General features: G+C 65.2%; 24 protein-coding genes. 15 read left to right on the top strand and 9 right to left on the bottom strand.

All coding sequences use genetic code 11. The features are described 5' to 3' along the window. Positions 1 to 84: 84 nt before the first annotated feature. Together GRI59_RS12070 and GRI59_RS12065 are read left to right on the top strand one after the other, a co-directional pair. Complete coding sequence (locus GRI59_RS12070) at positions 85 to 1,740, top strand: acetolactate synthase large subunit (RefSeq protein WP_160761393.1); 1,656 nt, start codon at positions 85 to 87, stop codon at positions 1,738 to 1,740. Between the two features lie 108 nt (positions 1,741 to 1,848). Further along, positions 1,849 to 3,288 carry an aldehyde dehydrogenase family protein gene (locus tag GRI59_RS12065; protein ID WP_419866801.1) on the top strand — a complete coding sequence of 480 codons (1,440 nt, stop codon included), beginning with the start codon at positions 1,849 to 1,851 and terminating at the stop codon, positions 3,286 to 3,288. Between the two features lie 119 nt (positions 3,289 to 3,407). Here GRI59_RS12065 and GRI59_RS12060 read toward each other — a convergent pair whose 3' ends face one another. Both GRI59_RS12060 and GRI59_RS12055 read right to left on the bottom strand, forming a co-directional pair. After that, the gene (locus GRI59_RS12060) at positions 3,408 to 3,815 is read right to left on the bottom strand and encodes a hypothetical protein (RefSeq protein ID WP_160761391.1); all 408 of its coding nucleotides are present in this window, start codon (positions 3,813 to 3,815) and stop codon (positions 3,408 to 3,410) included. Continuing rightward, complete coding sequence (locus GRI59_RS12055) at positions 3,812 to 4,015, bottom strand: hypothetical protein (RefSeq protein ID WP_160761390.1); 204 nt, start codon at positions 4,013 to 4,015, stop codon at positions 3,812 to 3,814. Before GRI59_RS12055 ends, GRI59_RS12060 begins: the two co-directional genes overlap by 4 nt. A gap of 124 nt (positions 4,016 to 4,139) precedes the next feature. Between GRI59_RS12055 and GRI59_RS12050 the strand changes: the two genes are divergently transcribed. From GRI59_RS12050 to GRI59_RS12040, 3 genes are all read left to right on the top strand, one after another. Continuing rightward, the gene (locus GRI59_RS12050) at positions 4,140 to 4,820 is read left to right on the top strand and encodes a S24 family peptidase (protein ID WP_160761389.1); all 681 of its coding nucleotides are present in this window, start codon (positions 4,140 to 4,142) and stop codon (positions 4,818 to 4,820) included. A 180-nt stretch (positions 4,821 to 5,000) separates the two neighbouring features. Further along, positions 5,001 to 5,642: an MBL fold metallo-hydrolase gene (locus GRI59_RS12045; protein ID WP_160761649.1), complete on the top strand. Its 642-nt coding sequence runs from the start codon at positions 5,001 to 5,003 to the stop codon at positions 5,640 to 5,642. 20 nt (positions 5,643 to 5,662) lie between these two features. After that, on the top strand, positions 5,663 to 6,193 hold the full coding sequence (locus tag GRI59_RS12040; RefSeq protein WP_337190266.1) for an MOSC domain-containing protein: 531 nt from the start codon (positions 5,663 to 5,665) through the stop codon (positions 6,191 to 6,193). On the opposite strand, the gene GRI59_RS12035 is transcribed toward GRI59_RS12040, so the two are convergent. Continuing rightward, complete coding sequence (locus GRI59_RS12035; RefSeq protein WP_160761387.1) at positions 6,190 to 6,585, bottom strand: MAPEG family protein; 396 nt, start codon at positions 6,583 to 6,585, stop codon at positions 6,190 to 6,192. The genes GRI59_RS12040 and GRI59_RS12035 overlap by 4 nt on opposite strands. Positions 6,586 to 6,809: 224 nt before the next feature. Here GRI59_RS12035 and rpmF point away from each other — a divergent pair, with 224 nt between their 5' ends. The 5 genes from rpmF to GRI59_RS12010 all read left to right on the top strand — a co-directional run bounded on the left by rpmF (position 6,810) and on the right by GRI59_RS12010 (position 9,986). Further along, positions 6,810 to 6,986 carry a 50S ribosomal protein L32 gene (gene rpmF, locus GRI59_RS12030; protein WP_160761386.1) on the top strand — a complete coding sequence of 59 codons (177 nt, stop codon included), beginning with the start codon at positions 6,810 to 6,812 and terminating at the stop codon, positions 6,984 to 6,986. A 38-nt stretch (positions 6,987 to 7,024) separates the two neighbouring features. Further along, on the top strand, positions 7,025 to 8,110 hold the full coding sequence (gene plsX, locus GRI59_RS12025; protein WP_160761385.1) for a phosphate acyltransferase PlsX: 1,086 nt from the start codon (positions 7,025 to 7,027) through the stop codon (positions 8,108 to 8,110). After that, a complete protein-coding gene (locus GRI59_RS12020) occupies positions 8,107 to 9,081 on the top strand; it encodes a beta-ketoacyl-ACP synthase 3 (RefSeq protein WP_160761384.1) in 975 nt (324 codons plus the stop codon). The genes plsX and GRI59_RS12020 overlap by 4 nt, the downstream gene beginning before the upstream one ends. 139 nt (positions 9,082 to 9,220) lie before the next feature. Next, positions 9,221 to 9,520, top strand: coding sequence for an integration host factor subunit alpha (locus GRI59_RS12015; RefSeq protein ID WP_183363596.1), 300 nt, complete (start codon positions 9,221 to 9,223; stop codon positions 9,518 to 9,520). 34 nt (positions 9,521 to 9,554) lie between these two features. After that, a complete protein-coding gene (locus tag GRI59_RS12010) occupies positions 9,555 to 9,986 on the top strand; it encodes a MerR family transcriptional regulator (protein ID WP_160761383.1) in 432 nt (143 codons plus the stop codon). A gap of 2 nt (positions 9,987 to 9,988) precedes the next feature. Here the strand turns inward: GRI59_RS12010 and smc are convergent, their stop codons facing one another. The 4 genes from smc to GRI59_RS11990 all read right to left on the bottom strand — a co-directional run bounded on the left by smc (position 9,989) and on the right by GRI59_RS11990 (position 15,569). Next, positions 9,989 to 13,411, bottom strand: a complete 3,423-nt coding sequence (gene smc / locus GRI59_RS12005) for a chromosome segregation protein SMC (RefSeq protein ID WP_160761382.1) — start codon at positions 13,409 to 13,411, stop codon at positions 9,989 to 9,991. A gap of 30 nt (positions 13,412 to 13,441) precedes the next feature. After that, positions 13,442 to 14,188, bottom strand: a complete 747-nt coding sequence (locus GRI59_RS12000) for a thioredoxin domain-containing protein (protein WP_160761381.1) — start codon at positions 14,186 to 14,188, stop codon at positions 13,442 to 13,444. A 95-nt stretch (positions 14,189 to 14,283) separates the two neighbouring features. Beyond that, positions 14,284 to 15,018: a DsbA family protein gene (locus GRI59_RS11995; protein WP_160761380.1), complete on the bottom strand. Its 735-nt coding sequence runs from the start codon at positions 15,016 to 15,018 to the stop codon at positions 14,284 to 14,286. Then, complete coding sequence (locus GRI59_RS11990; RefSeq protein ID WP_160761379.1) at positions 15,015 to 15,569, bottom strand: DUF721 domain-containing protein; 555 nt, start codon at positions 15,567 to 15,569, stop codon at positions 15,015 to 15,017. The genes GRI59_RS11995 and GRI59_RS11990 overlap by 4 nt, the downstream gene beginning before the upstream one ends. 14 nt (positions 15,570 to 15,583) lie before the next feature. Between GRI59_RS11990 and GRI59_RS11985 the strand changes: the two genes are divergently transcribed. Beyond that, the gene (locus tag GRI59_RS11985; RefSeq protein WP_160761378.1) at positions 15,584 to 16,627 is read left to right on the top strand and encodes an NUDIX domain-containing protein; all 1,044 of its coding nucleotides are present in this window, start codon (positions 15,584 to 15,586) and stop codon (positions 16,625 to 16,627) included. On the opposite strand, the gene GRI59_RS11980 is transcribed toward GRI59_RS11985, so the two are convergent. Then, on the bottom strand, positions 16,624 to 16,845 hold the full coding sequence (locus GRI59_RS11980; protein ID WP_160761377.1) for a hypothetical protein: 222 nt from the start codon (positions 16,843 to 16,845) through the stop codon (positions 16,624 to 16,626). The genes GRI59_RS11985 and GRI59_RS11980 overlap by 4 nt on opposite strands. A gap of 118 nt (positions 16,846 to 16,963) precedes the next feature. On the opposite strand from GRI59_RS11980, the gene GRI59_RS11975 reads away from it, so the two are divergent. Genes GRI59_RS11975 through GRI59_RS11960 form a run of 4 tightly spaced genes read left to right on the top strand, consistent with a single transcriptional unit; the run spans position 16,964 to position 20,243 of the window. Continuing rightward, entirely contained in the window at positions 16,964 to 18,286 is a 1,323-nt protein-coding gene (locus tag GRI59_RS11975; protein WP_160761376.1) for a serine hydrolase domain-containing protein, read from the top strand. Further along, positions 18,286 to 19,179: an NAD(+) diphosphatase gene (nudC, locus tag GRI59_RS11970; protein WP_160761375.1), complete on the top strand. Its 894-nt coding sequence runs from the start codon at positions 18,286 to 18,288 to the stop codon at positions 19,177 to 19,179. Before GRI59_RS11975 ends, nudC begins: the two co-directional genes overlap by 1 nt. Beyond that, a complete protein-coding gene (locus tag GRI59_RS11965) occupies positions 19,176 to 19,865 on the top strand; it encodes a DsbA family oxidoreductase (RefSeq protein WP_160761374.1) in 690 nt (229 codons plus the stop codon). Before nudC ends, GRI59_RS11965 begins: the two co-directional genes overlap by 4 nt. A 24-nt stretch (positions 19,866 to 19,889) precedes the next feature. After that, a complete protein-coding gene (locus GRI59_RS11960) occupies positions 19,890 to 20,243 on the top strand; it encodes a hypothetical protein (protein ID WP_160761373.1) in 354 nt (117 codons plus the stop codon). Positions 20,244 to 20,359: 116 nt separating this feature from the next. On the opposite strand, the gene GRI59_RS11955 is transcribed toward GRI59_RS11960, so the two are convergent. Beyond that, a complete protein-coding gene (locus GRI59_RS11955; protein WP_160761372.1) occupies positions 20,360 to 20,752 on the bottom strand; it encodes a DUF1489 family protein in 393 nt (130 codons plus the stop codon).

The following is a 20,752-nucleotide window of genomic DNA, read 5'->3' as shown; positions in this document are numbered from 1 at the left end:
CAGTTGTTCCGCCATCACGCAGCAGTCACAGACGCACGCTAACGGGCTTGGGGGCTGATCGCAGCAAAGGGGGGATTTGCGAGCATGAGCGACACACAGAAGGCTTCGGACCTGTTCATCAAGTGTCTTGAGGCAGAAGGCGTCGAGTACATCTTCGGCGTGCCGGGTGAAGAAAACCTCGATTTCCTCGAAAGCCTGTCGAAGTCTGACACAATCAAGCTGATCCTCACCCGCCATGAACAAGGCGCGGGGTTCATGGCCGCGACCTATGGGCGGCACACTGGCAAGACCGGCGTGTTCCTCGCCACGCTGGGGCCGGGGGCGACCAACATGGTGACGGCGGTTGCCTATTCGCAGCTTGGCGGGATGCCGACGCTGGCGATCACCGGGCAGAAGCCGATCAAGAAATCGAAGCAGGGCCGGTTCCAGATCCTCGATGTCGTGGCGATGATGGGGCCGATCACCAAATACGCCCACCAGCTCGCCAGCGCCGACAACATCCCCAGCCGCGTCCGCGAGGCGATCCGGCTGGCCGAGGAGGAAAAGCCGGGCGCGGTCCACCTCGAATTCCCTGAGGACATTGCCGAGGAACAGACCGCCAGCCAGCCGATCCCCGCCAGCTTGGCGCGGCGGCCCTCGGCTGAAGAAAAGGCCGTGCGTCAGGCCGTGCTGGCGATTGAGGGGGCGAAGGCGCCGATCCTCGTCATTGGCGCGGGCGCAAACCGTAAGATGACCGGGCGGATGCTGCGCCAACTGATCGACAAGACCGGCATCCCCTTCGTCACCACCCAGATGGGCAAGGGCGTGGTCGATGAACGCCATCCGCTGTTCCTGGGCTGCGCGGCGCTGTCCGCCGGAGACTTCGTCCACCGCGCGATTCAGGACGCTGATTGCATCGTCAATATCGGTCATGACGTGATCGAAAAGCCGCCGTTCTTCATGCAGGCGGGCGGGCCGACCGTGATCCACCTTTCGACCCGCACGGCCGAGGTCGATCCGGTCTATTTCCCGCAGATCGAGGTGATCGGCGATATCGCCAACGCGATCTGGCAGATCAAGGAAGACATTGTGCCGCAAGGCCGCTGGGACTTCCGCCGGATGCTGGAATATCGCGCGGCCGAGGTCGCGCACACCGCACCGCTCGCCGCCGACACGCGCTTCCCGATCTTCCCGCCGCATCTGGTGCAGCAAGTGCGCGGGGCGATGCCCGAGGACGGGATCATCTGCCTCGATAACGGGGTCTACAAGATCTGGTTCGCGCGCGGTTACAGCGCGTATCTGCCCAACACCGTGCTGCTCGACAATGCGCTGGCGACGATGGGTGCGGGACTGCCGAGTGCGATGATGAGTTCGATGCTGTACCCGGATCGCAAGGTCATGGCGATCTGCGGCGATGGTGGGTTCATGATGAATTCGCAGGAGATGGAGACGGCGGTGCGGCTCGGGTTGAACCTGACCGTGCTGATCCTGCGCGACGATGCCTACGGGATGATCCGCTGGAAGCAGGCCAATATGGGTTTTGCCGATTTCGGCCTGACCTATGGCAATCCCGACTTCGTGAAATATGCCGAAAGCTACGGCGCGATCGGCCACCGGGTGACATCGTCCGAACACCTCACCGATCTGCTGGCCCATTGCCTCAGCACGCCGGGAGTGCATCTGATCGATTGTCCGGTTGACTATACCGAGAACGATCAGATCCTGAACCACGATATCAAGCGGCTGAGCAAGGAATTGTAACACGAATTCCGTTCGCCCTGAGCTTGTCGAAGGGCTGTACTTCTTCTGGTCCCGCGCGAACGAAGAAGGGCAGGGCTTCGACAGGCTCAGCCCGAACGGAGGATGAAAATGCCCCAGCTCAAATCCACCTACCCGCTCTACCTCAACAACAAACCGGTGCAGCCCAACACCGATCTCGCGGTGACTGACAAATACACCGGCGAAGTCGCCTTCCGCACCGCGCTGGCCACTCCTGATGTGATCGAGGAGGCCATCGCCGGAGCCGTGCGCGCGGCAGAGCCGATGGCGCGGCTTGCCTCCTATGAAAAGCAGGGCGTGCTGATGCACTGCGTCGCGCGGTTCAAGGAGCGGTTTGACGAACTTGCCTATGCGCTGTGCGTCGAGGCGGGCAAGCCGATCAAGGATGCTGAGGGCGAGGTCACCCGCCTGATCGACACCTTTCGCATCGCCGCCGAGGAATCGGTGCGCAATTACGGCGAAGTCCAGCCGCTCGATATCTCGGCGCGGGCCAAGGGTTACATGGGGATGTGGAAGCGCGTTCCCATCGGGCCGTGCAGCTTCATCTCGCCGTTCAACTTTCCGCTCAACCTCGCCGCGCACAAGATCGCGCCTGCTATCGCGGTCGGCTGCCCCTTCGTGATGAAGCCCGCGTCCAAGACCCCGCTCGGCGCGATCATCATGGGCGAGGTTTTGGCCGAGTGCGACATTCTGCCCGAAGGCGCTTTCTCCATTCTTCCCGCCAGCCGTGACGGCGCGGATATGTTCACGCAGGACGAGCGGTTGAAGCTCCTGTCCTTCACCGGCTCGCCCGGTGTGGGCTGGGACCTCAAGGCCAAGGCAGGCAAGAAGAAGGTCGTACTCGAACTCGGTGGCAATGCTGCGGTGATCATCGACAAGGATGCTGACCTTTCTGACGCGCTGGAACGGGTGATCTTCGGCGCCTTCTACCAGTCGGGCCAGTCGTGCATCGGGGTGCAGCGCATCCTGATCCACGACGATGTGTACGACGCCTTCAAGGCGATGCTGGTCAAGAAGGCGAAGACCTTGATCGCAGGCGACCCGAAAGATCGCGACACCTTCATCGGCCCGATGATCTCTGACGGCGAGGCCAAGCGGCTGAAGGGCTGGATCGACGAGGCCGTGGCAGCAGGCGCAACCCTCCTGTGCGGCGGAGGCCTGTCGCGCGGCAATATGCTGGAGGCGACGCTGCTTGAAGGCGTGCCCGATGATGCCAAGGCGAAGAACGAGGAAGCCTTCGGTCCGCTCGCCATCCTCCAACGCTTCCACCACTTCGATGAGGCGCTGGAAGAGGTGAACAATTCGAAGTTCGGCCTGCAAGCGGGCATCTTCACCCGCGACCTGTTCCAGATGTTTGACGCGTGGGACCGGCTCGATGTCGGCGGCGTGGTGATCAATGATGTTCCGAGCTACCGGGTGGACAATATGCCCTATGGCGGGGTGAAGGATTCCGGGCTGGGCCGCGAAGGTGTGCGTTTCGCCATGGAGGACATGAGCGAGATCCGGAATCTGGTGATCCGGCGAAGATGAAGTTGACAAAGTTGACAGCGTGTCAACCGGCGATTTTTTGATTATTATTCAATAAATCAGATGCTTGAACTCCAAAAACGAAGTTGACACTTTCGCTATTGCGGGGGGGGAGGTCACCCTCACCCGTCCTCCAGCAGCAGCAACACCGCCGTCACCTCCAGCCGTTCCATCGCGCCGAAGCGGTGATCGACCGCGTTGATTGTCGCATCGGCGACCAGTTGGCGGGCAATCGCGAATTCGTGATCAGGCAGCCGCTCGATCAACGCCTCCCCGGCCGCGACGGCATCCGCACCGCAGAATTCCAGCACCACCTCGTGGCGCGTGCCCGCGAAGGTGATCGAGGCCCAGGCCGTTTCGGTATGGACAAGCACCGTGCCGCTGCCGCCCGTGAGCGCCATCAGCGCGGCGCGCACCCGATCAGCCAGCGTGCGGCGCGGGCGCAGGGCGGCGACCGATTTGACCTCAATGGAATCGCAATCAGCGAAGATGTGCGCGAAGGGATCGCGGAGGGATTCGGTCAGCATCATGCGGCCTCCCGCGTGCAAGCAGCCGCGCGATCGGCATAGCCCTGCATCCAGGCGCGGATGCGCAGTTCGGTATCGGGGCGGGGGATGCGCCCCATCCGCAGATCGAGCACAAAGCGCGGATCATGGGCCGCGAGCCGCCCGAACTTGGTGGCGGGCATGGCATGAGTTCGCAGAAAGGTTTCGATGGTCCGAAGCAGCATGGTTTTGCGTCCCTTTAAAGTGCTGTTTGGGTTGGCATTCACCGGGCGATTCGCCTGATGTTCATTATTTGTTCCATCCCATTTCCTACTTGTCTAGGAAAAATCCTTCGTGTAGGATATCCCTATGCAGGAAACCCACCAGAATACCCGTGATGCCATCACTGGTCCGCGTGCGCGGCTGCTCGAATTGTCGCAGGCGAGGGGGGTGAGCTTGGCGGCGCTGTCCGAACTTCTCGGACGCAACCCTAGCTATCTTCAGCAATTTATTCGCAAAGGCAGTCCGCGCAAGCTGGAGGAGCAGGACCGCGCAACGCTGGCCCGGTTCCTCGGCATCGAGGAAGTGGAATTGCGCGAGACGCAGGAAAATTCCTACGTGAAAGCCCCTGGGCGGCGCGAGACCGGCGACTGGCGCGAGGTGCCCCGGCTTGATCTCGGCGCGTCAGCGGGGCCGGGCCGGGTCGCGGGCGGTGAGGCGGCGTTCGACACCTTCCGCTTCTCCCGCCGCTGGCTGGAAGAACAGGGCCTCGCCCGCGCGCAGCTATTCGCGATCCGGGTCGAGGGGGACTCGATGGAGCCGCTGCTCAACGACGGCGACGAAATCCTCGTCGATTGCAGCCCGCGCCCGTTCCGCGACGGCATCCACGTGGTGCGGCTGGGCGAAGCGGTGATGGTGAAGCGCGTGGCGAGCGCCGGGCCGGACCGGGTGGTGCTGCTCTCGCAAAACTTCGCCTACCCGCCGGTGGAGGTGGCGGCGGATGAGGTTACGATTATCGGGCGGGTTGTGTGGAAAGGGGGGCGGGTGTGATGTCGTTCTCCAATGTCCCCCCGCCCCGGACTTGATCCGGGGCCCCGCTTGTTCTGCGGCCCCTGAAGGTAGCGGGGCCCCGGGTCGGGCCCGGGGCGGGGGGACATGGCGGGTCTTGCAATTGGTATTGGCTCTCGCCATTCCCCAGCCATGACCGACACCCTGAAGCCAATCCCGCCCATGCGCGCCGCCATCATCCCGGTGACGCCGCTCCAGCAGAACTGCTCGCTGATCTGGTGCACCAAGACCATGAAAGGCGCGCTGGTTGATCCGGGCGGGGATCTCGACAAGCTGAAAGAGGGCGTCGCCAAGGCGGGCGTTATCCTCGAAAAGATTCTCGTCACCCACGGGCATCTCGACCACTGCGGACAGGCGGGGATGCTGGCGGACGAGCTGGGCCTCGACATCGAAGGCCCGCACGAGGATGACCGCTTCTGGATCGACCAATTGGACGATGACGGCCCGCGCTGGGGGATGGTCGCAAAGAGCTTCACGCCGACCCGCTGGCTCCATCACGGCGATACGGTGACGGTGGGCGAATTGATGCTCGACGTCATTCACTGCCCCGGCCACACCCCCGGCCACGTGGTGTTCTTCCACGAACCCAGCCGCTTTGCGATTGTCGGCGATGTGCTGTTTCAGGGCTCGATCGGGCGCACCGACTTCCCGCGCGGCAACCATCAGGACCTGATCGATTCGATCACCCAGCGCCTCTGGCCTTTGGGAGAGGACGTGATGTTCATCCCCGGCCACGGCCCGACGAGCACCTTCGGCCGCGAGCGCAAAACGAATGCGTTTGTGAGCGACTACGCACTGAGCTGAGGCCGCGGATGGAAGGCCGAGTGATCTCCGTCGCGCGGAATGGCGCGCACCGCTTCTCGAAGGAGGTGGTGGAGGCGATCATCATCCTCGAAGGGCTCGGGGTCGTGGGCGATGCCCATGCGGGGATCACGGTCAAGCACCGCTCGCGGGTGAAGGCCGATCCCACGCAGCCCAACCTCAGGCAAGTTCACCTGATCCACGCCGAATTGTTCGACGAAGTTGCGGCAAAGGGCTTCTCCGTCGCCCCCGCCGATCTGGGCGAGAACATCACCACGCAAGGGATCGATCTGCTCGCCCTTCCGCGCGGCACGGTGCTGGCGGTCGGCGAGAGCGTGCGGTTGGAAGTGACAGGCCTGCGCAATCCCTGCGCCCAGATCGAGGCCTTTCAGCCCGGCCTGCTTAGTGCCGTGCTGGACAAGGCGGCCGATGGCACGCTGATCCGCAAGTCCGGTATCATGAGCATCGTGCTGGCGGGCGGGATGGTGCAGGCTGGCGACGCGATCAGAGTGGAACTGCCCGCGCCGCCGTTTCTTCCGCTTGAGAGGGTCTAGATCACCCTCGCTGCCACCAGCACGGCGACCACCGCCAGTCCAAGCTGCACCAGCATGGTCGTCAGCGTGCCGATCATCCGGCCAATCTGCGCCTTGCCGCCGTCCATGCCGAAGCCATGCGCGATCCGGGCAAGGAAATAGGCTGCTGCGACGTAGGCCAGCCACCAGCTGCCTCGACCTGCCAGCTCGATGGCGGCGATCAGCACCAGCACGAAGCCGGTGTTCTCGACATAGTTCAACTGCGCCCGCATCCGGCGCTGCAGCGCCTCGCTCCCGCCGTCGCCGACGCTGATCTGGAGCGCGGTGCGAAGGGCGCCAATGCGAATCCCCAGCCAGATGTTGAGCACAGCGGCCGCCGCCGCGGCGGCGAGCGTTACGGGTAGCACGGTCATGTTGAGATCCCCTCGATTATGTGACGACGGTGCTAGGGCGCGCCAGCGCGGGTTGCAACGTGCGATTTTTCCGCTATAGCGCGCGCCTTCCCGCCACTGCTGGCCAAGGAATGCGCGCACGTGCTGATGCTTGTGCGAGCGACCTCCTTGCCCTAAGGGCGGCCTTCGAGAATCATGGCGCCGGTGGCGCGAACACACGTATTATTTGAGGAATTGGTGCCACCATGGCTGTCCCCAAGAGAAAAGTATCGCCTTCCCGTCGCGGCATGCGTCGTTCGCACGACGCACTCAAGGTTGAAGCATTCCATGAATGCGGCAACTGCGGTGAGCTGAAGCGTCCGCACAACATCTGCGGCCACTGCGGCCACTACAACGGGCGTCAGGTCGTCGCCGTCGGCTGATTGCCGGTGGCCCGAACCATAGACCGGAGTAACGCATCATGAGCCTCCCGCGTATCGCTATCGATGCGATGGGGGGCGATGAAGGCGTGCGCGTGATGATCGAAGGTGCGGCGTTGGCCCGCCGCGATCATGACAGCTTCAATTTCCTGCTGGTGGGTGACGGCCAGCGGATCGAAGCGGCGCTGGACAACCATCCCAACCTGCGGGCGGCCTCCGAAATCCTCCATTGCGATGACGTGGTGGGCGGCGACGAGCTGCCCAGCAAGGCGATTCGCCGGGCCAAGACCACCAGCATGGGCCTTGCCGTCAACGCGGTGAAGACCGGCGATGCCGGCGCTGCGGTCAGCGCAGGCAATACTGGCGCGCTGATGGCGATGAGCAAGCTCGCCCTGCGCACCATGCCGGGGATCGATCGCCCGGCGCTCGCGGCGATCATGCCCACCTTGCAGGCGCATGACGTGGTGATGCTGGACCTGGGCGCCAACACCGAAGCGGACGCCCGCAACCTCGTGCAATATGCGGTGATGGGCGCGGCCTATTCGCGGATCGTCACCGGCTTCGACAAGCCAGTCGTCCGGCTGCTCAACATCGGCACTGAAGAGATCAAGGGCACCGAAGAACTGCGTGATGCCGCCGCGATGCTGACCGCCGCTTCACTGGGCGGGACGCTGGCGCTGCAATTTGACGGCTTTGTCGAGAGCGACAAGATCAACCGCGGTGAAACCCATGTGGTCGTGACCGACGGCTTCTCGGGCAATATCGCGCTCAAGGCGATTGAGGGTTCGGCGCGCTTCGTCACCGATCTGCTGCGTCAGGCCTTTACGTCCTCGTTGCGCTCCAAGATCGGCTTTCTGGTTTCGCGCCCGGCGACCGAGCTGCTCAAGCACCACCTCGATCCCAACAACCATAATGGCGCGGTGTTCCTCGGACTCAATGGCGTGGTGGTCAAAAGCCACGGCAGCGCGACGGCCAAGGGTGTGGCCCATGCGGTTGCGGTGACCGCGCGCCTGCTCGAGAACAAGCTGACCGAGCGGATCGCGCATGACCTGTCGCAACTGGGCGAAGAAACGCTGCGCAAGAACGGGCGCGGCGCCTCGTCCAAGGACAGCGAGACCCCTGCGTGAATGGTTCGCGGATACTCGGAACGGGTTCGGCGCTGCCCCGCAGGGTGGTGACCAACGCCGAACTTGCTGAGCGAGTCGACACCTCGGACGAATGGATTACCGCGCGCACCGGCATCCGCCAGCGCCATGTTGCCGGACCGGATGAGACCACCGCCACGCTGGCGACGGCCGCTGCTCACGCGGCGCTGGCCGATGCGGGCGTGGATGCCAGCAGCATCGACCTGATCGTGCTCGCCACCGCGACGCCCGACAACACCTTCCCCGCCACCGCCACCAAGGTGCAGGACGCGCTGGGCTGCAATGGCGGGATCGCCTTCGATGTCGCTGCCGTCTGCTCGGGCTTTCTCTATGCGCTGAGCGTTGCCGATTCGCTGCTCAAGACCGGCATGGCCAAGCGCGCGCTGGTGATCGGCGCGGAAACTTTCAGCCGCATCCTCGATTGGGAAGATCGCACCACCTGCGTGCTATTCGGTGACGGGGCAGGGGCCGTGGTGCTCGAAGCACCCAGCGCCGAAAACGCGGGCAAGGATGCGCCCGGGATCTTGTGCAGCCGGCTCCATGCCGATGGCGCGCAGCACGACTTGCTCTATGTTGATGGCGGGCCTTCGACCACGCAGACCGTGGGCCATGTCCGCATGAGAGGCCCCGAAGTGTTCCGCCACGCGGTGGTGAACCTGGCCGCTGTGCTACGGGAAGTGATTGAGGACGCGGGTGTTTCTGTTGACGCGATCGACTGGGTCGTGCCGCACCAGGCCAATGCCCGGATCCTTGATGCGACCGCGAAAAAGCTCGGCATTTCGCCCGACAAAGTGGTCATCACGGTTGACCGCCACGCCAACACCTCGGCCGCATCGGTGCCGCTGGCGCTGGATGTCGCGCGCAAGGATGGACGGATCAAGGCGGGCGATCTGGTGATGCTCGAAGCGATGGGCGGCGGCTTTACCTGGGGTGCAAGCCTGATCCGAATGTGACGCGCGCGGGCACACACTGTCCCGTTCACTAACACTATTGCTGAAAACTCAACATTACGCGGGGCATCGCATTGCAAAACCGCAGGAAATTTGTAAGCTTTACGTCTTCTTTCGGGTCGCGCCGCGAAGGAGAATACGCATGATGCGGTCCGTTGGCACTTTGACTCGCGCCGATCTGGCGGAGACCATCAATCGCAAGATGGGATTCAGCCGAGCTGAGTCGCTCGATATGGTTGAAGCGATCCTCGACAAGATGAGCGATGCGCTCTCGCGGGGCGAGAACGTCAAGATTTCAGGCTTTGGCAGCTTCGTGCTGCGTGACAAGAACGAACGGATCGGCCGCAATCCTAAGACCGGGGTCGAAGTGCCGATCACGCCGCGCCGGGTGATGACTTTCCGCGCGAGCCAGTTGCTCAAGGAACGCATTTCCAAAGGCTAACGAGCCAAGGAATCATGCGAACAGGTGAGGTTTGATGACAGCTTTCGACGACGGCAAGGACGATAGCGCACTGCGCACCATCGGCGAAGTCAGCGACGCGCTGGGCATCAAACCTCACGTGCTCCGCTATTGGGAAGCACAGTTCCCGCTGCTCAAACCGCTGAAACGCAGCGGCGGGCGGCGCTATTACCGCCCCACTGATGTCGCGCTGGTCGAAACGATCGACCGGCTGGTCAACCGCGAAGGCTATACCCTCAAGGGCGCCGAAGCGGTGCTGCGGTCGGCGGGCAAATCCGATCTCGACCGCCGCACAGATGACCGCCGCAGCGGTGATCGCCGCGCCGATGCCGATTCCGATGGCACACCCGGCGTAAGGTTGATGGTGACCGAAAGCCCCGACATGGCTGAAACCATCGCCGCATTGAAGTCGATCCGCGCTCGGTTGGCGGCCGCACTCGGGGCTTGAGCCTACTCCGCCGCCAGCAGCGCAGCCTCTCCCAAATCCACGCTGACGAGGCGCGACACGCCCTTCTCCGCCATGGTCACCCCGAACAGGCGGTGCATCCGGCTCATCGTCACCGCGTTGTGGGTGACGATCAGGTAGCGGGTGGTGGCGGCGCGCACCATCGAATCGAGCAAGTCGCAGAAGCGTTCGACATTGGCATCATCCAATGGCGCATCGACTTCGTCGAGGACGCAGATCGGCGCGGGGTTGGTGAGGAACAAGGCGAAGATCAGTGCCGTGGCCGTCAGCGCCTGCTCCCCCCCGGAAAGCAAGGACAGCGATTGCAAGCGCTTGCCGGGCGGCTGGGCGTAGATTTCGAGGCCAGCCTCCAGCGGATCGTCGCTGTCGATCAACGCCAGATGCGCGGCGCCGCCTTCGAACAGGCGGGTGAACAGCACGCGGAAATGGCCGTCGACCTCTTCGAAAGCCGCGCGCAGCCGTTCGCGGCCTTCGCGATTGAGGCTACCGATCGAGCCCCGCAGCCGGGCGATGGCTTCGACCAGTTCGGCCTGTTCCTCGGCGCTGGTGCCATGCTCGGTCTCGATCCGGGCGAGTTCGTCGGCGGCGACCAGATTGACCGGCCCGATTCGTTCACGCGCGGCCGTCAGCTTTTCCAATTCGGTGGATTCATCGGCAGCGGGGGCAAGATCGCCTTCTGCAAAGCCGAAACGTTCGCCCAGCAAAGGCGGCGGGCATTGGAAGCGCTCGCCCGAGATGCGCGCCATTTCCGCGCGGCGCAGTTCCTCGTTCTCGGCCCGCGCGGCGAGGCTGGCGCGGCTTTCGCGGGCTTGGGCGAGGGTTTCGGTCCGCGCGGCCAGCGCCATGTCGGCGGCGCGCTGGCGGGCTTCGGCCTCGCGCATTACGGCTTCGGCGGCGGCGAGATCGGCGGTGATCCGCGCGCGTGCTTCTTCGCCCGCTTCGATTTCGGCGGTCAGCGCGGCGGGCTTGGCTGCGTGGACGGCGTGGTCCTCGGCGATTTCGGCGAGGCGCCGGGTGGTCTCGGCCATGCGGCGTTCGGCGTCGGAGGAGCGCGCCTGCCACCCGGCGTGGTCGGCGGCCTGCGCGGCGAGCCGTTCGCGGGCTACTGCCAGCGCCTGATCCTGCGCGGCGAGTTCGGCGAGCGCGGCCTGCACCGCAGCGCGGGCAGCGGCGTTCTTGGCTTGCGCCGCTTCGAGCGCGGCGCGCTCGGCATCGCGGGCGGGCAGGCGTTCGCGCGCCGCGCGTGCGGCGGTCACATCGGTCTTGGCGGCGGCAATCTGGGTCTCGATCTCGCTGGCGCTGGCGGCCAGTTCGGCGAGGCGTGCAGCAAGGCGTTCCTTGGCGGCTTCGGCCTGATCGAGTCGGCGCAGTGAGTGGCGTTCCGTCTCGATCGCGCTGGCGATGCCGCGTTCCTGCGCGACCAGCGCGGTCTGCAATTGGCTGAGTTCTTCGCGCACGGCCTTGTCTTCGGCCTCGGCGCGGGCGGCCGCTTCGCGCAGCGGAGGGAGCGCGGCGTCCAGTTCGGCAAAGCGGTTAGCGGCTTCGAGCTGCGCGGCCTCAGCAGCACCTTCGCCGCGCGCGACGAAGCCGTCCCAGCGGCGCAGGTGCCCGGCGCGGGTGACGAGCCATTCGCCGGGGCCGAGCGTCCGGCCATCATCGGTCTCAACGCAGTGCACCAGTGCAAGGCGCGCGGCGAGTTCGGGCGGGCATTGGGTGAGGCGGGCGAGCAGGCTGTCGGTGACCTGTGCAGGTGCGACGGCTCCGGTCCAGAACCGTCCTTCCTGCGCAGCGGCAGGCGCCCCCAGCGGCGACTTGCCATCGCGGCCCAGCACAGCGGCGAGCGCGCGTTCATAGCCTGGCGCGACACTCACACGGTCGAGCGCGGTGGCCATGCCCTGCCGTCCGGCTTCACGCTTGGCGCGGGCTTCGCGGTCACGGGCCAGCGCGGTGTGTTCGCGCTCAATCCCGGCGAGTTCGGCGCGGGCGGAGGCGAGGTCGCTGGCGGCGTCATCGCGCTGCGCCTGCAATTCGCCCTTGCGCGCCTGATCGGCTGTCAGCCGGGTGCGCAGGCGGACGACCGCGCTGGCGGCCTCGTCAGCAGCTTCGCGCGCGGCAATGACGTCGGCTTCCGGGTCGCCGCTCGCCGCAAGTTCAGCGCGGGCGCGGGCAATGCGCGCCGCTTCCCCCTCGATCCGGGCGAGGCGATGCTCTGCCTGCTCCACCGCCGCTTCGGCCACGCGCCATTCGGCCTCGACCCCGGCGTGATCGGCGGTGGCTTTCGCCAGCGCGAGTTCGGCGGCGCGGTGCGCGCGTTCGCGGTCTTCGGCCTTGTCGGCAAGGGCAGGACGGGCAGCCTCGGCGTCGCTCACGGCGGCACGGCTGGCGGCGAGTTCACCGGTCAGCCGCCCCAGCGTCTCGACCGCCGCCGAGGTCAGCCGGTCAGCATCGGCGCGGTCTTCCTCCAACCGCCGCTGCTGGCGGGCGAGATCGGCGAGGCGGGTTTCGGCGGCCTCTAGTTTCTCGGCGAGCGCTGCCATGCGGTGCCCATGCGCGCTGGCATCATCGCGGCGGTCGGCCAGTTCATCGCGCGCTTCGGCCAAGGCATGGGCCGCGGCCGACTGCTCCTTCTGTGCAAGTTCCACGGCGGCTTGCGCCTCAGCAACCTGCGCGCTGGCGCTCTCGGCCGCAGCGCGCGCCGCCTTTGCCGCGGCTGCTGCTTCGCGCCAACGGGCGAACAGCAGGCGGGCTTCGGCGGCCTGAATCCGGTGAGTGAGTTCGGTGTAGCGTTCAGCCTGCTTGGCCTGCCGCCGCAGCGATGCGATCTGGGCGTCCAGCCCGGCCATCAGGTCTTCGAGGCGGGCGAGGTTCGCCTCGGCTCCCCTAAGTTTGCCCTCGGCATCCTTGCGCCGGACGTGGAGGCCCGCGATCCCGGCGGCTTCTTCCAGCATCGCGCGGCGTTCGGTCGGCTTGGCGGCAATCACCTGCGCGATTTTGCCTTGGCTGACGAGCGCAGGGGAATGCGCCCCAGTGGCAGCATCGGCGAAGGTCAGCGCGACATCCTTGGCCCGCACATCGCGGCCATTGACCCGGTAGGCGCTACCCGCCCCGCGTTCGATCCGGCGGGTGACGACCAGTTCCTCACCCCCATCATCCTGCGCGTGCAGCACCACTTCGGCAAAATCGCGCGGGGGGCGGGTCGAAGTGCCCGCGAAGATCACATCCTCCATTCCGCCCGAGCGCATCGACTTGGCCGAGGTTTCCCCCATGACCCAGCGGATCGCTTCGAGCAGATTGGATTTGCCGCAGCCATTGGGGCCGACGACACCGGTCAGGCCGGGTTCAATGCGCAGTTCCGCCGGCTCGACGAAGCTCTTGAAACCGCTGAGCTTGAGCCGGTGGATCTGCATCAGGCTGACGTTCGCCCCCGCCCGTCTGCCTTAGCGCGCGCCCGCGCTTTTGAGCAGCGGCTCGACCACTTCCCAGGTCGTACCGTCGATCTTCTTGCCGTTGAGGAAGAAGGTCGGGGTGCCTTCGATCTTGTCGTTGGTGTTATTGGCTTCGACGGTCTTCACCAGCGCTTCGATCTTGGCGGTATCGGCGAGGCACGCACGGCCCTGATCGGCGGACAGCCCGCGCGCGGCGAAGAATTCGAGCAGCCCGGTCGCCTCGGCAATCGCGACAAAGCGCTGATTGAGCGGCAATTGCCCCGCGGCCTCAACGCCCTGCTGATTGCCCTGAAGACCGGCGAACACAGCATCAAGGTTCTGCCACACTTCATCCGACAGCGGCTGCATCTGCTCCTTCGCTCCGCATTGGGCGAGTCCGGCGATCACCACGTCGAAGGGATTGAGGAACGCCTCGCGCTGTTCGAAGCTGACAACGCCGCTGGCGACATACTGGTTCTTGAGCGTTTCCTTACCCGTCTTGGCGAACTCGGCGCAATGCGAGCACGTGTGCGAGGCATATTCGACCAGCTTCAAAGGCGCATCGGGGTTGCCGAGCAGGAAGCCGCCTTCGGGTGTGACGGTGACCGTCTCAGTCCACTTGGCACCGGCCGGAGCAGCGATCGCGGGCAGCGCCTCGCCATTCGCCGCGCCGTCAACGGTGGCGGCATCATCGCAGGAAGCCAGCATCAGCGGTGCAAGCGCAAGCAGAGGGAGCGAAAACAGGCGGGAGACAGTCATCGTGGCACCAATCCTTGGGATGTCTAAGAGGGAGAACCTAGCCCTTCACGCCCCGATGCAGCAAGCATTCCGCATCAGGGCTGTGAACAAATCGCTTAGCCGGGCGCGGGGCTGAATTTGGCCGAGAGCACCGGGTAGAGATCTTCCCAGCTGTGAACCTCATTGAGCAGCTTGCCATCGAGCGCGAAGCTGGGCGTGCTGTTGACGCCAAGCTCATCAAAATCCGCACGGCCATTATCAAGCAACTTCTTGGCGGCGACATCATTCATCACGCAGGCATCAAGCTCTGTCTGCGACTGGCCGCGGTTGACGAGCATCGTCGTCAGCCCGAGCGCGCTGGCCGCGTTCATCCGGCCCGCCTTGTCGCCCCGCAGCCAGGCCGTGCGCTGGCTTTCGGGCGCGGTGCGCGCCTTGCCCAGCCAATCGGCCTGCGCCAGCATCAGCGCCTGATGGCGGCTCTTGAACCCGGAAGGATCGCCGCATTGGGCGAGCAAAGTGACGGTCAGGTCGAGCGCGTTGCGGATCACCGGGCGCACTTCCAAGCTGATCTTGCCCGGCATCAGCAGCACCAGCTCCAGCGCCGGCTCGCCGCGCGCGGCAAAATCGGCGCAGTGCGGGCAGGTGTAGCTGATGAATTCGACCAGCCTGGTATCCGCCTTGGGATCGCCAATCACGTGCCCGCGATCCGTGCGCGCAATCGTGGTCTGCCAGTTGCCGGGATTGTCCTTCGACTGGAAGCTGCTGTCCGGGCGCGAAAGGTCTTGCTGGGCGAGCGCAGGGCCGGTCGTCAGAGCCAGCGCAGCAGCGGCAAGGAGGAGGGGCTTGATCATTGCAGGTCGTCATCCTGTGAGGGGGCAGGTTCGCTATTGCCTAGGCTGCGGGCGAGCGATTCGAGCACGGTCCGCAGTTCCGGATCGCCGATATCGCGCAAGCTGTCGCCCAATTCCAGCGGGATCGGCTTCAAAGATGGCGGGGGCTTGGCGGGGCGGCCATCGGGGGGCGGCGTGACCGCACCCTGGCGGAGCTTGACACGGGCGACAGCGCGGTAGCCGAAGAAGCGGTTCACCCGCTCGATAATCTCGGGGATGACCTGCGTGATCAGCGGCGCATGGGCCGGGACGACCACCAGATCGAGGATGCCCTCGGCCTTCTCGCCGGGGGGGAAGCGGATCGCTTCGGGGCTGCACACGCGGGCGTGATTGGGGCCGACGATTTCTGGCCAGCGAGTGACGACCGAGCTTTGCACAAAACCGAAGCGGCGAAAGGCAGTGCGGCCGATTTCGGGCATGAGATCACCGATCGCACGCGCGCCCGTCCCGCGCGGGCGGGCGTAGGGTTTGGGCGTGGTTTTCTTCGAGCTTCCCATGTGTGCTTGCCCCATGCCATAGGCGGCGCGTGACTGCCAGCATCTCCGACAACCTGCTCACGTGGTATGACAAGCACGCCCGCGATTTGCCGTGGCGCGTGCCGCCGGGGAGCGCGGCACCGAATGACCCCGCTTGGCCCTACCGCGTGTGGCTGTCAGAGGTGATGCTCCAGCAGACCACCGTGGCGGCGGTGAAGCCCTATTTCGCGAAGTTCACCGCGATTTGGCCAACGGTCGAAGCGCTGGCATCGGCCTCAGACGAGGAGGTCATGTCGGCTTGGGCCGGGCTGGGATATTATTCGCGCGCCCGCAACCTGCTCAAATGCGCCCGCGCCGTGGCCGAGTTGGGCGGCTTTCCCGACACCGAGACAGAGCTGCGGAAGCTCCCCGGATTGGGCGATTATACCGCTGCCGCCATCGCCGCGATTGCTTTCGGGCGGCGCGCCGTGGTGGTGGACGCGAATGTCGAGCGGGTGGTGGCGCGGCTCTTCGCCATCGACGAACCGCTGCCCAAGGCGCGCAAGGCCATCCGCGCCGCCGCCGATACCATTACGCCCGACGCGCGCTCGGGCGACTTTGCGCAAGCGATGATGGACCTAGGCTCCCACGTCTGCACCAGCCGCGCGCCGCGCTGTCTGCTCTGCCCGCTGGCCGAAGCTTGTGCGGGCCGCAAAGCGGGCGAGCCGGAGCGCTTGCCGGTCAAGCCTGCGAAAAAGGCCGTGCCGGAGCGTAAGGGCACAGCGTTCTGGATCACGCGCGCCAGCGGCTCCGAGGTGTGGCTCGTCACCCGGCCTGACACCGGGATGCTCGGCGGGATGCGCGCGCTGCCCGATGATGGCTGGACGGCGCGCGCGGACGGATCAGGTACAGGGCCGCTCGCAGGCGAATGGCGCAGCCTTGGTGCTGTGCGGCATGGTTTCACCCATGCGCAATTGACGCTGACTGTGATGGCTTTGGAAACGGAACACGAACCCTTCGGCGAGGGCATGTGGTGGCCGGTCAGCCGGATCGGCGACGCGGGCCTCGCAACCCTTTTCGCCAAGGCTGCGCAGCTTGCGCTCGCCGCAGACTAGATGAGCCCGCCGCCCAGCGTCAGGCGCACCGCGGCAATCAGCAGCACTACGAGGCAGAAATTGCGTCCACCATCCTTGGACGACAAGGCGCCAAGGATGATCCCGACCACGATCAGTGGCAGCGCAAACCAGTTGGCCCAGCCGAGCAGAGGGATCTGCGCCGGAATGACGATGATCAGGCTGACAAGGCCGATGAGATAGGCAAGAACATTGAGCATGTGTCTTATATGCGCAAGACACCTCGCGAATGCAACCCTTCCGATTGACCCCACGATTGACCGGCGCCGCCGCCTGCCGCAGACACTGCACCAAACCTCGCTTCGGAGATTCTCCTTCATGCCTGTTCACGACATCGCCTCGACTGCTCTCACGCGCCGCGCCCTGTTCCGCCATAGCGCGCTGCTCGCTGGCGGGGCGGCGCTGGCCAGCCTGCCGTTCGGACGCCAGCTGCTGGCGCATGATGTCGCCGAAAACTGGCCGAACGTGGCCGCGATGGCGAACCGTTACGTGTCCGAGCGCAAGCTGGCGAACCTGCTCCTGACCTTCGGCTGGCGGCAGGAAGATCACGCCCACACCGTCGGCGGCGGTAACCTGTCGCTCGCCAAGCCGGGAGCGGTGGACGAAAACTCGCTCTACCGCATCTATTCGATGTCGAAGCCGATCACCGGCATGGCGACGATGATCCTGATCGACGAAGGCAAGCTCGGCCTCGATCAGCCGGTGGCCGAGATCCTGCCCGCGTTCCGCGACATGAGGGTGCTGGTCGATCCGGCAGGCGATCTTCAGGATACGGTGCCCGCAGACCGCCCGATCACGATCCGCCAGCTGCTCACGCACACCGCGGGGCTGGGCTATCAGATCATCAGCAAGGGGCCGCTTCAGGCCGCTTACAACGAACAGGGCCTCGTCGGCGGGCGGGTCAGCCGGATGCCGATTCCCGGCTTCCCGGTCGTCACCCCCGCACCGGGCCTTGCCGCCTGGGCCGATCGCTTGGCCGAGCTGCCGCTGATGTATCAGCCCGCGACCAAGTGGAGCTATTCCTGCTCGATCGACCTGCTGGGCCGGGTGATCGAAGTGGTGAGCGGGATGGAGTTCGAGGCGTTTCTGAAAAAGCGCATCTTCGATCCCTGCGGCATGACCAGCACCTGGATGCAGGTTCCCGCCAGCGAGGCGCATCGCCTGACCGACAATATCGGCGTGCTGGGCGGCAATGTCTTCCCGCTCGATCCGGCGGCGAATTCGATCTACCTTGATGCACCGGAAGTCCCCGCAGGCGGCGGCGGGCTGGTGTCGAGCCCCAAGGATTACGACCGTTTCCTGCGGATGCTGCTCGGCTACGGCAGGATCGACGGCAAGTTCGTGATGAGCGAGGAAGCGGTGCGCGTGGGCGTGTCCGATCTGATCCCGGCGACGGTCGATCTCACCGGCAGCTGGCTGGAGGGCGAAGGCCACGGCGCAGGTGGCCGCTCCAAGGGCGCGACCTTCGGATGGGGCGGGGCTGCGGGCACGCTGGCATCGGTCGATTTTGACCTCAACCTGCGCTCGTGCCTGTGGACGCAGTACATGCCGTCCGAGGCCTATCCGATCCGCGATGAATTCATCGCCGCAATGGATGCCGACCTTGCCGCCATGCGCGCCAAGAAAAAGAAAGCCGCGTAATGCACGCGCCTGCCACTGCACTGCCGATGGCGTTCTCGGGCTCGCCACTTGACCGGGCGGATCATATCCGCGTCGATGATGATGCGCTGGCGGGCCTGATGAACTGGCGCGCGCGGGTGCTGCTGCTCGACGGGCTGCTGCCGGGCGTGGACGATGCGGGCGGCCTCGTTTGGGGCAGCCTTGCCGATGTGGCCGAGGATGCCGAGCTGGTGTTCCTCGGGATGATGGACGGCAAGGCACATTTTGCTCCCGTCCCGCCTGCTGGCGCGGAAGGCCCGGCCTATGCGCAGCCTGCGGCATGGCAGCTGATGCAGCTGCTCTCGCCGCCCGATCTGGCGATCTATGGCGGGGCGAGGAGCCTCGTCGATTGGCACGCACGGCACCGCTTCTGCGCGCGCTGCGGCGGCGGCACGAAGCCGGTGAAGGGCGGCTGGCAGCGGCATTGCGACAATTGCGGCGCGGACCACTTCCCGCGCACCGATCCGGTGACGATCATGCTGGTCGAGCATGAGGATCGCCTCCTCCTCGGCCGCCAGCCGCGCTTTCCGCCCAAAATGTACTCCGCGCTCGCGGGCTTCGTCGAGCCGGGGGAGACGATCGAGGAAGCCGTGGCGCGCGAAATCCATGAAGAGGCGGGCGTGCGGGTGCGCGATGTGAAATACATCGCCAGCCAGCCGTGGCCCTTCCCGAGCCAGCTGATGATCGGCTGCACGTCGGTGACGGATGATCCCGAACTCACCATCGACCGCACCGAACTTGAAGACGCGCGCTGGTTCACCCGTGCCGAACTGGAAGAGGCGCGCGCGGCAGGGGAACACGGCACCGAACTCCTCTATTTCCCGCGCCCCTTCGCGATTGCGCATCATTTGGTCGCCTGGTGGCTCGACCGTTGACCGCTCATCGCCTCACCATCGACATCTATTCCGATGTCATGTGCCCGTGGTGCCTGATCGGTTACGGTCAATTGACCAAGGCCTTGAGCGATTTGGAAGGCGAAATCGCGGCGGAAATCCGCTGGCGGCCGTTCGAGCTGAACCCGCAGATGCCGGCCGAGGGCGAGGAGCAGGAAGCGCATCTCCAGCGCAAGTATGGCCGCCCTGCCGAGGAAGGCGCAGCCCTGCGCGGCCAGATGAAGGCGATTGCGGAAGGGGCGGGGGTGTCGCTGTCCTACGAGGGTGAGGGCGAAGCGCCCCCAGCGATGATGTGGAACACGCGGGACTGCCACAAGCTGCTGACCTTCGCGCTTGAGCAGGCCGGCCCCGAGGTGCAGACCGCTCTGAAACTCGCGCTGTTCCGCGCCCATTTCAACGATCGCAAACGTTTGGGGGACCGCGGCGTGCTGCTCGACATCGCCGCCAGCGTCGGCCTGCACCGCGCGGCGGCCAGGGCGGCGCTCGACGACCCTGAGCTCGAAGCCCGCGTGCTCGCCGAGGAAGCGCAGGCGTGGGACATGAACATCTCGGGCGTTCCCGCGATGATTGTGGAAGGCAAGTTCCTGATCCCGGGTGCGCAGTCGCCCGAGGTCTATGTGAATGCATTGCGGCGGGTGGCCGAAAAGACGCGGGCGGCGGCCCAGTAAAGCACTGCCGCGCTGCCGCTTGCCATGAAGACGTTTACGGAAATCGGAGCGCTGTTTCGCCAGCTTGGTCCGGTGCGTTTCTTCCTGCTTCTCGCAGCAATTCTGGCGCCTATCCTTGCCTATGGACTGATTTTCGCCCGCCTTGCCGGCAACATCGGTTGGCCAGAAGATTATGGCTTCACCTGCAGACGCAAATGCATGTTCGTTCACATGTGGCACAGCCACAAGCTCGTTACCGATGGGACGAGCGCGGAGTTGGCGCTGTTCGCGTTCATCTGGTTCATTCCTGCGATGGTGGTGGCAGTTTCTATCGCGTTCTTCTTCAAGCGCTGGCTAAAGCAGCGGCGCGCGCGGATCAGGCCGATGGATGCCGACTGACACTGGAGGAGATAGCCCTCCCAACATCGTCATCCCAGCGAAAGCTGGGACCTAGAGCGGCTACCACTGCGTGCGAGGCCCTAGGCCCCAGCTTTCGCTGGGGTGACGCAAGAATGCTAAACCAGCCCCAGCCGCTCCAGCTTCATCGCCAGCTTGCCGGGCAGCGCGTCGCCGATATCCTCACCCGCGGCGAGATCCTTGGGCGCCTTCTCGTCCGTCAGATAACGCCACCCCTGATGCGCGCGCTTGGCCTGCTGATGGACCCGGATCAGGGTGGGTTCGAGCACGATGTCCCAGCGTCCGTCATCGGTCTTTACGAAGCCAAGAATCGGTGAGCGCGCCACGATGGCGTGATTGATGATCCAGTAGAGCGAGCCGCCCACCACTTCCTCGTGCCGCGTAGGCCGGTTGCGGGTGGTGAGGCGGATCTCGCCGCGGCCCTCATACCAGCCTTCGAGATGATCATAGCTTTTCGCCCCGAAGGCGATCTTGGTCAGGTGAAGCGGCAT

This window comes from Erythrobacter ramosus (assembly GCF_009828055.1).
Taxonomy (GTDB): domain Bacteria; phylum Pseudomonadota; class Alphaproteobacteria; order Sphingomonadales; family Sphingomonadaceae; genus Erythrobacter; species Erythrobacter ramosus.
The sequence above is the reverse complement of the archived record's forward strand: the minus strand, read 5'-3'. Positions and strand labels throughout refer to the sequence as shown.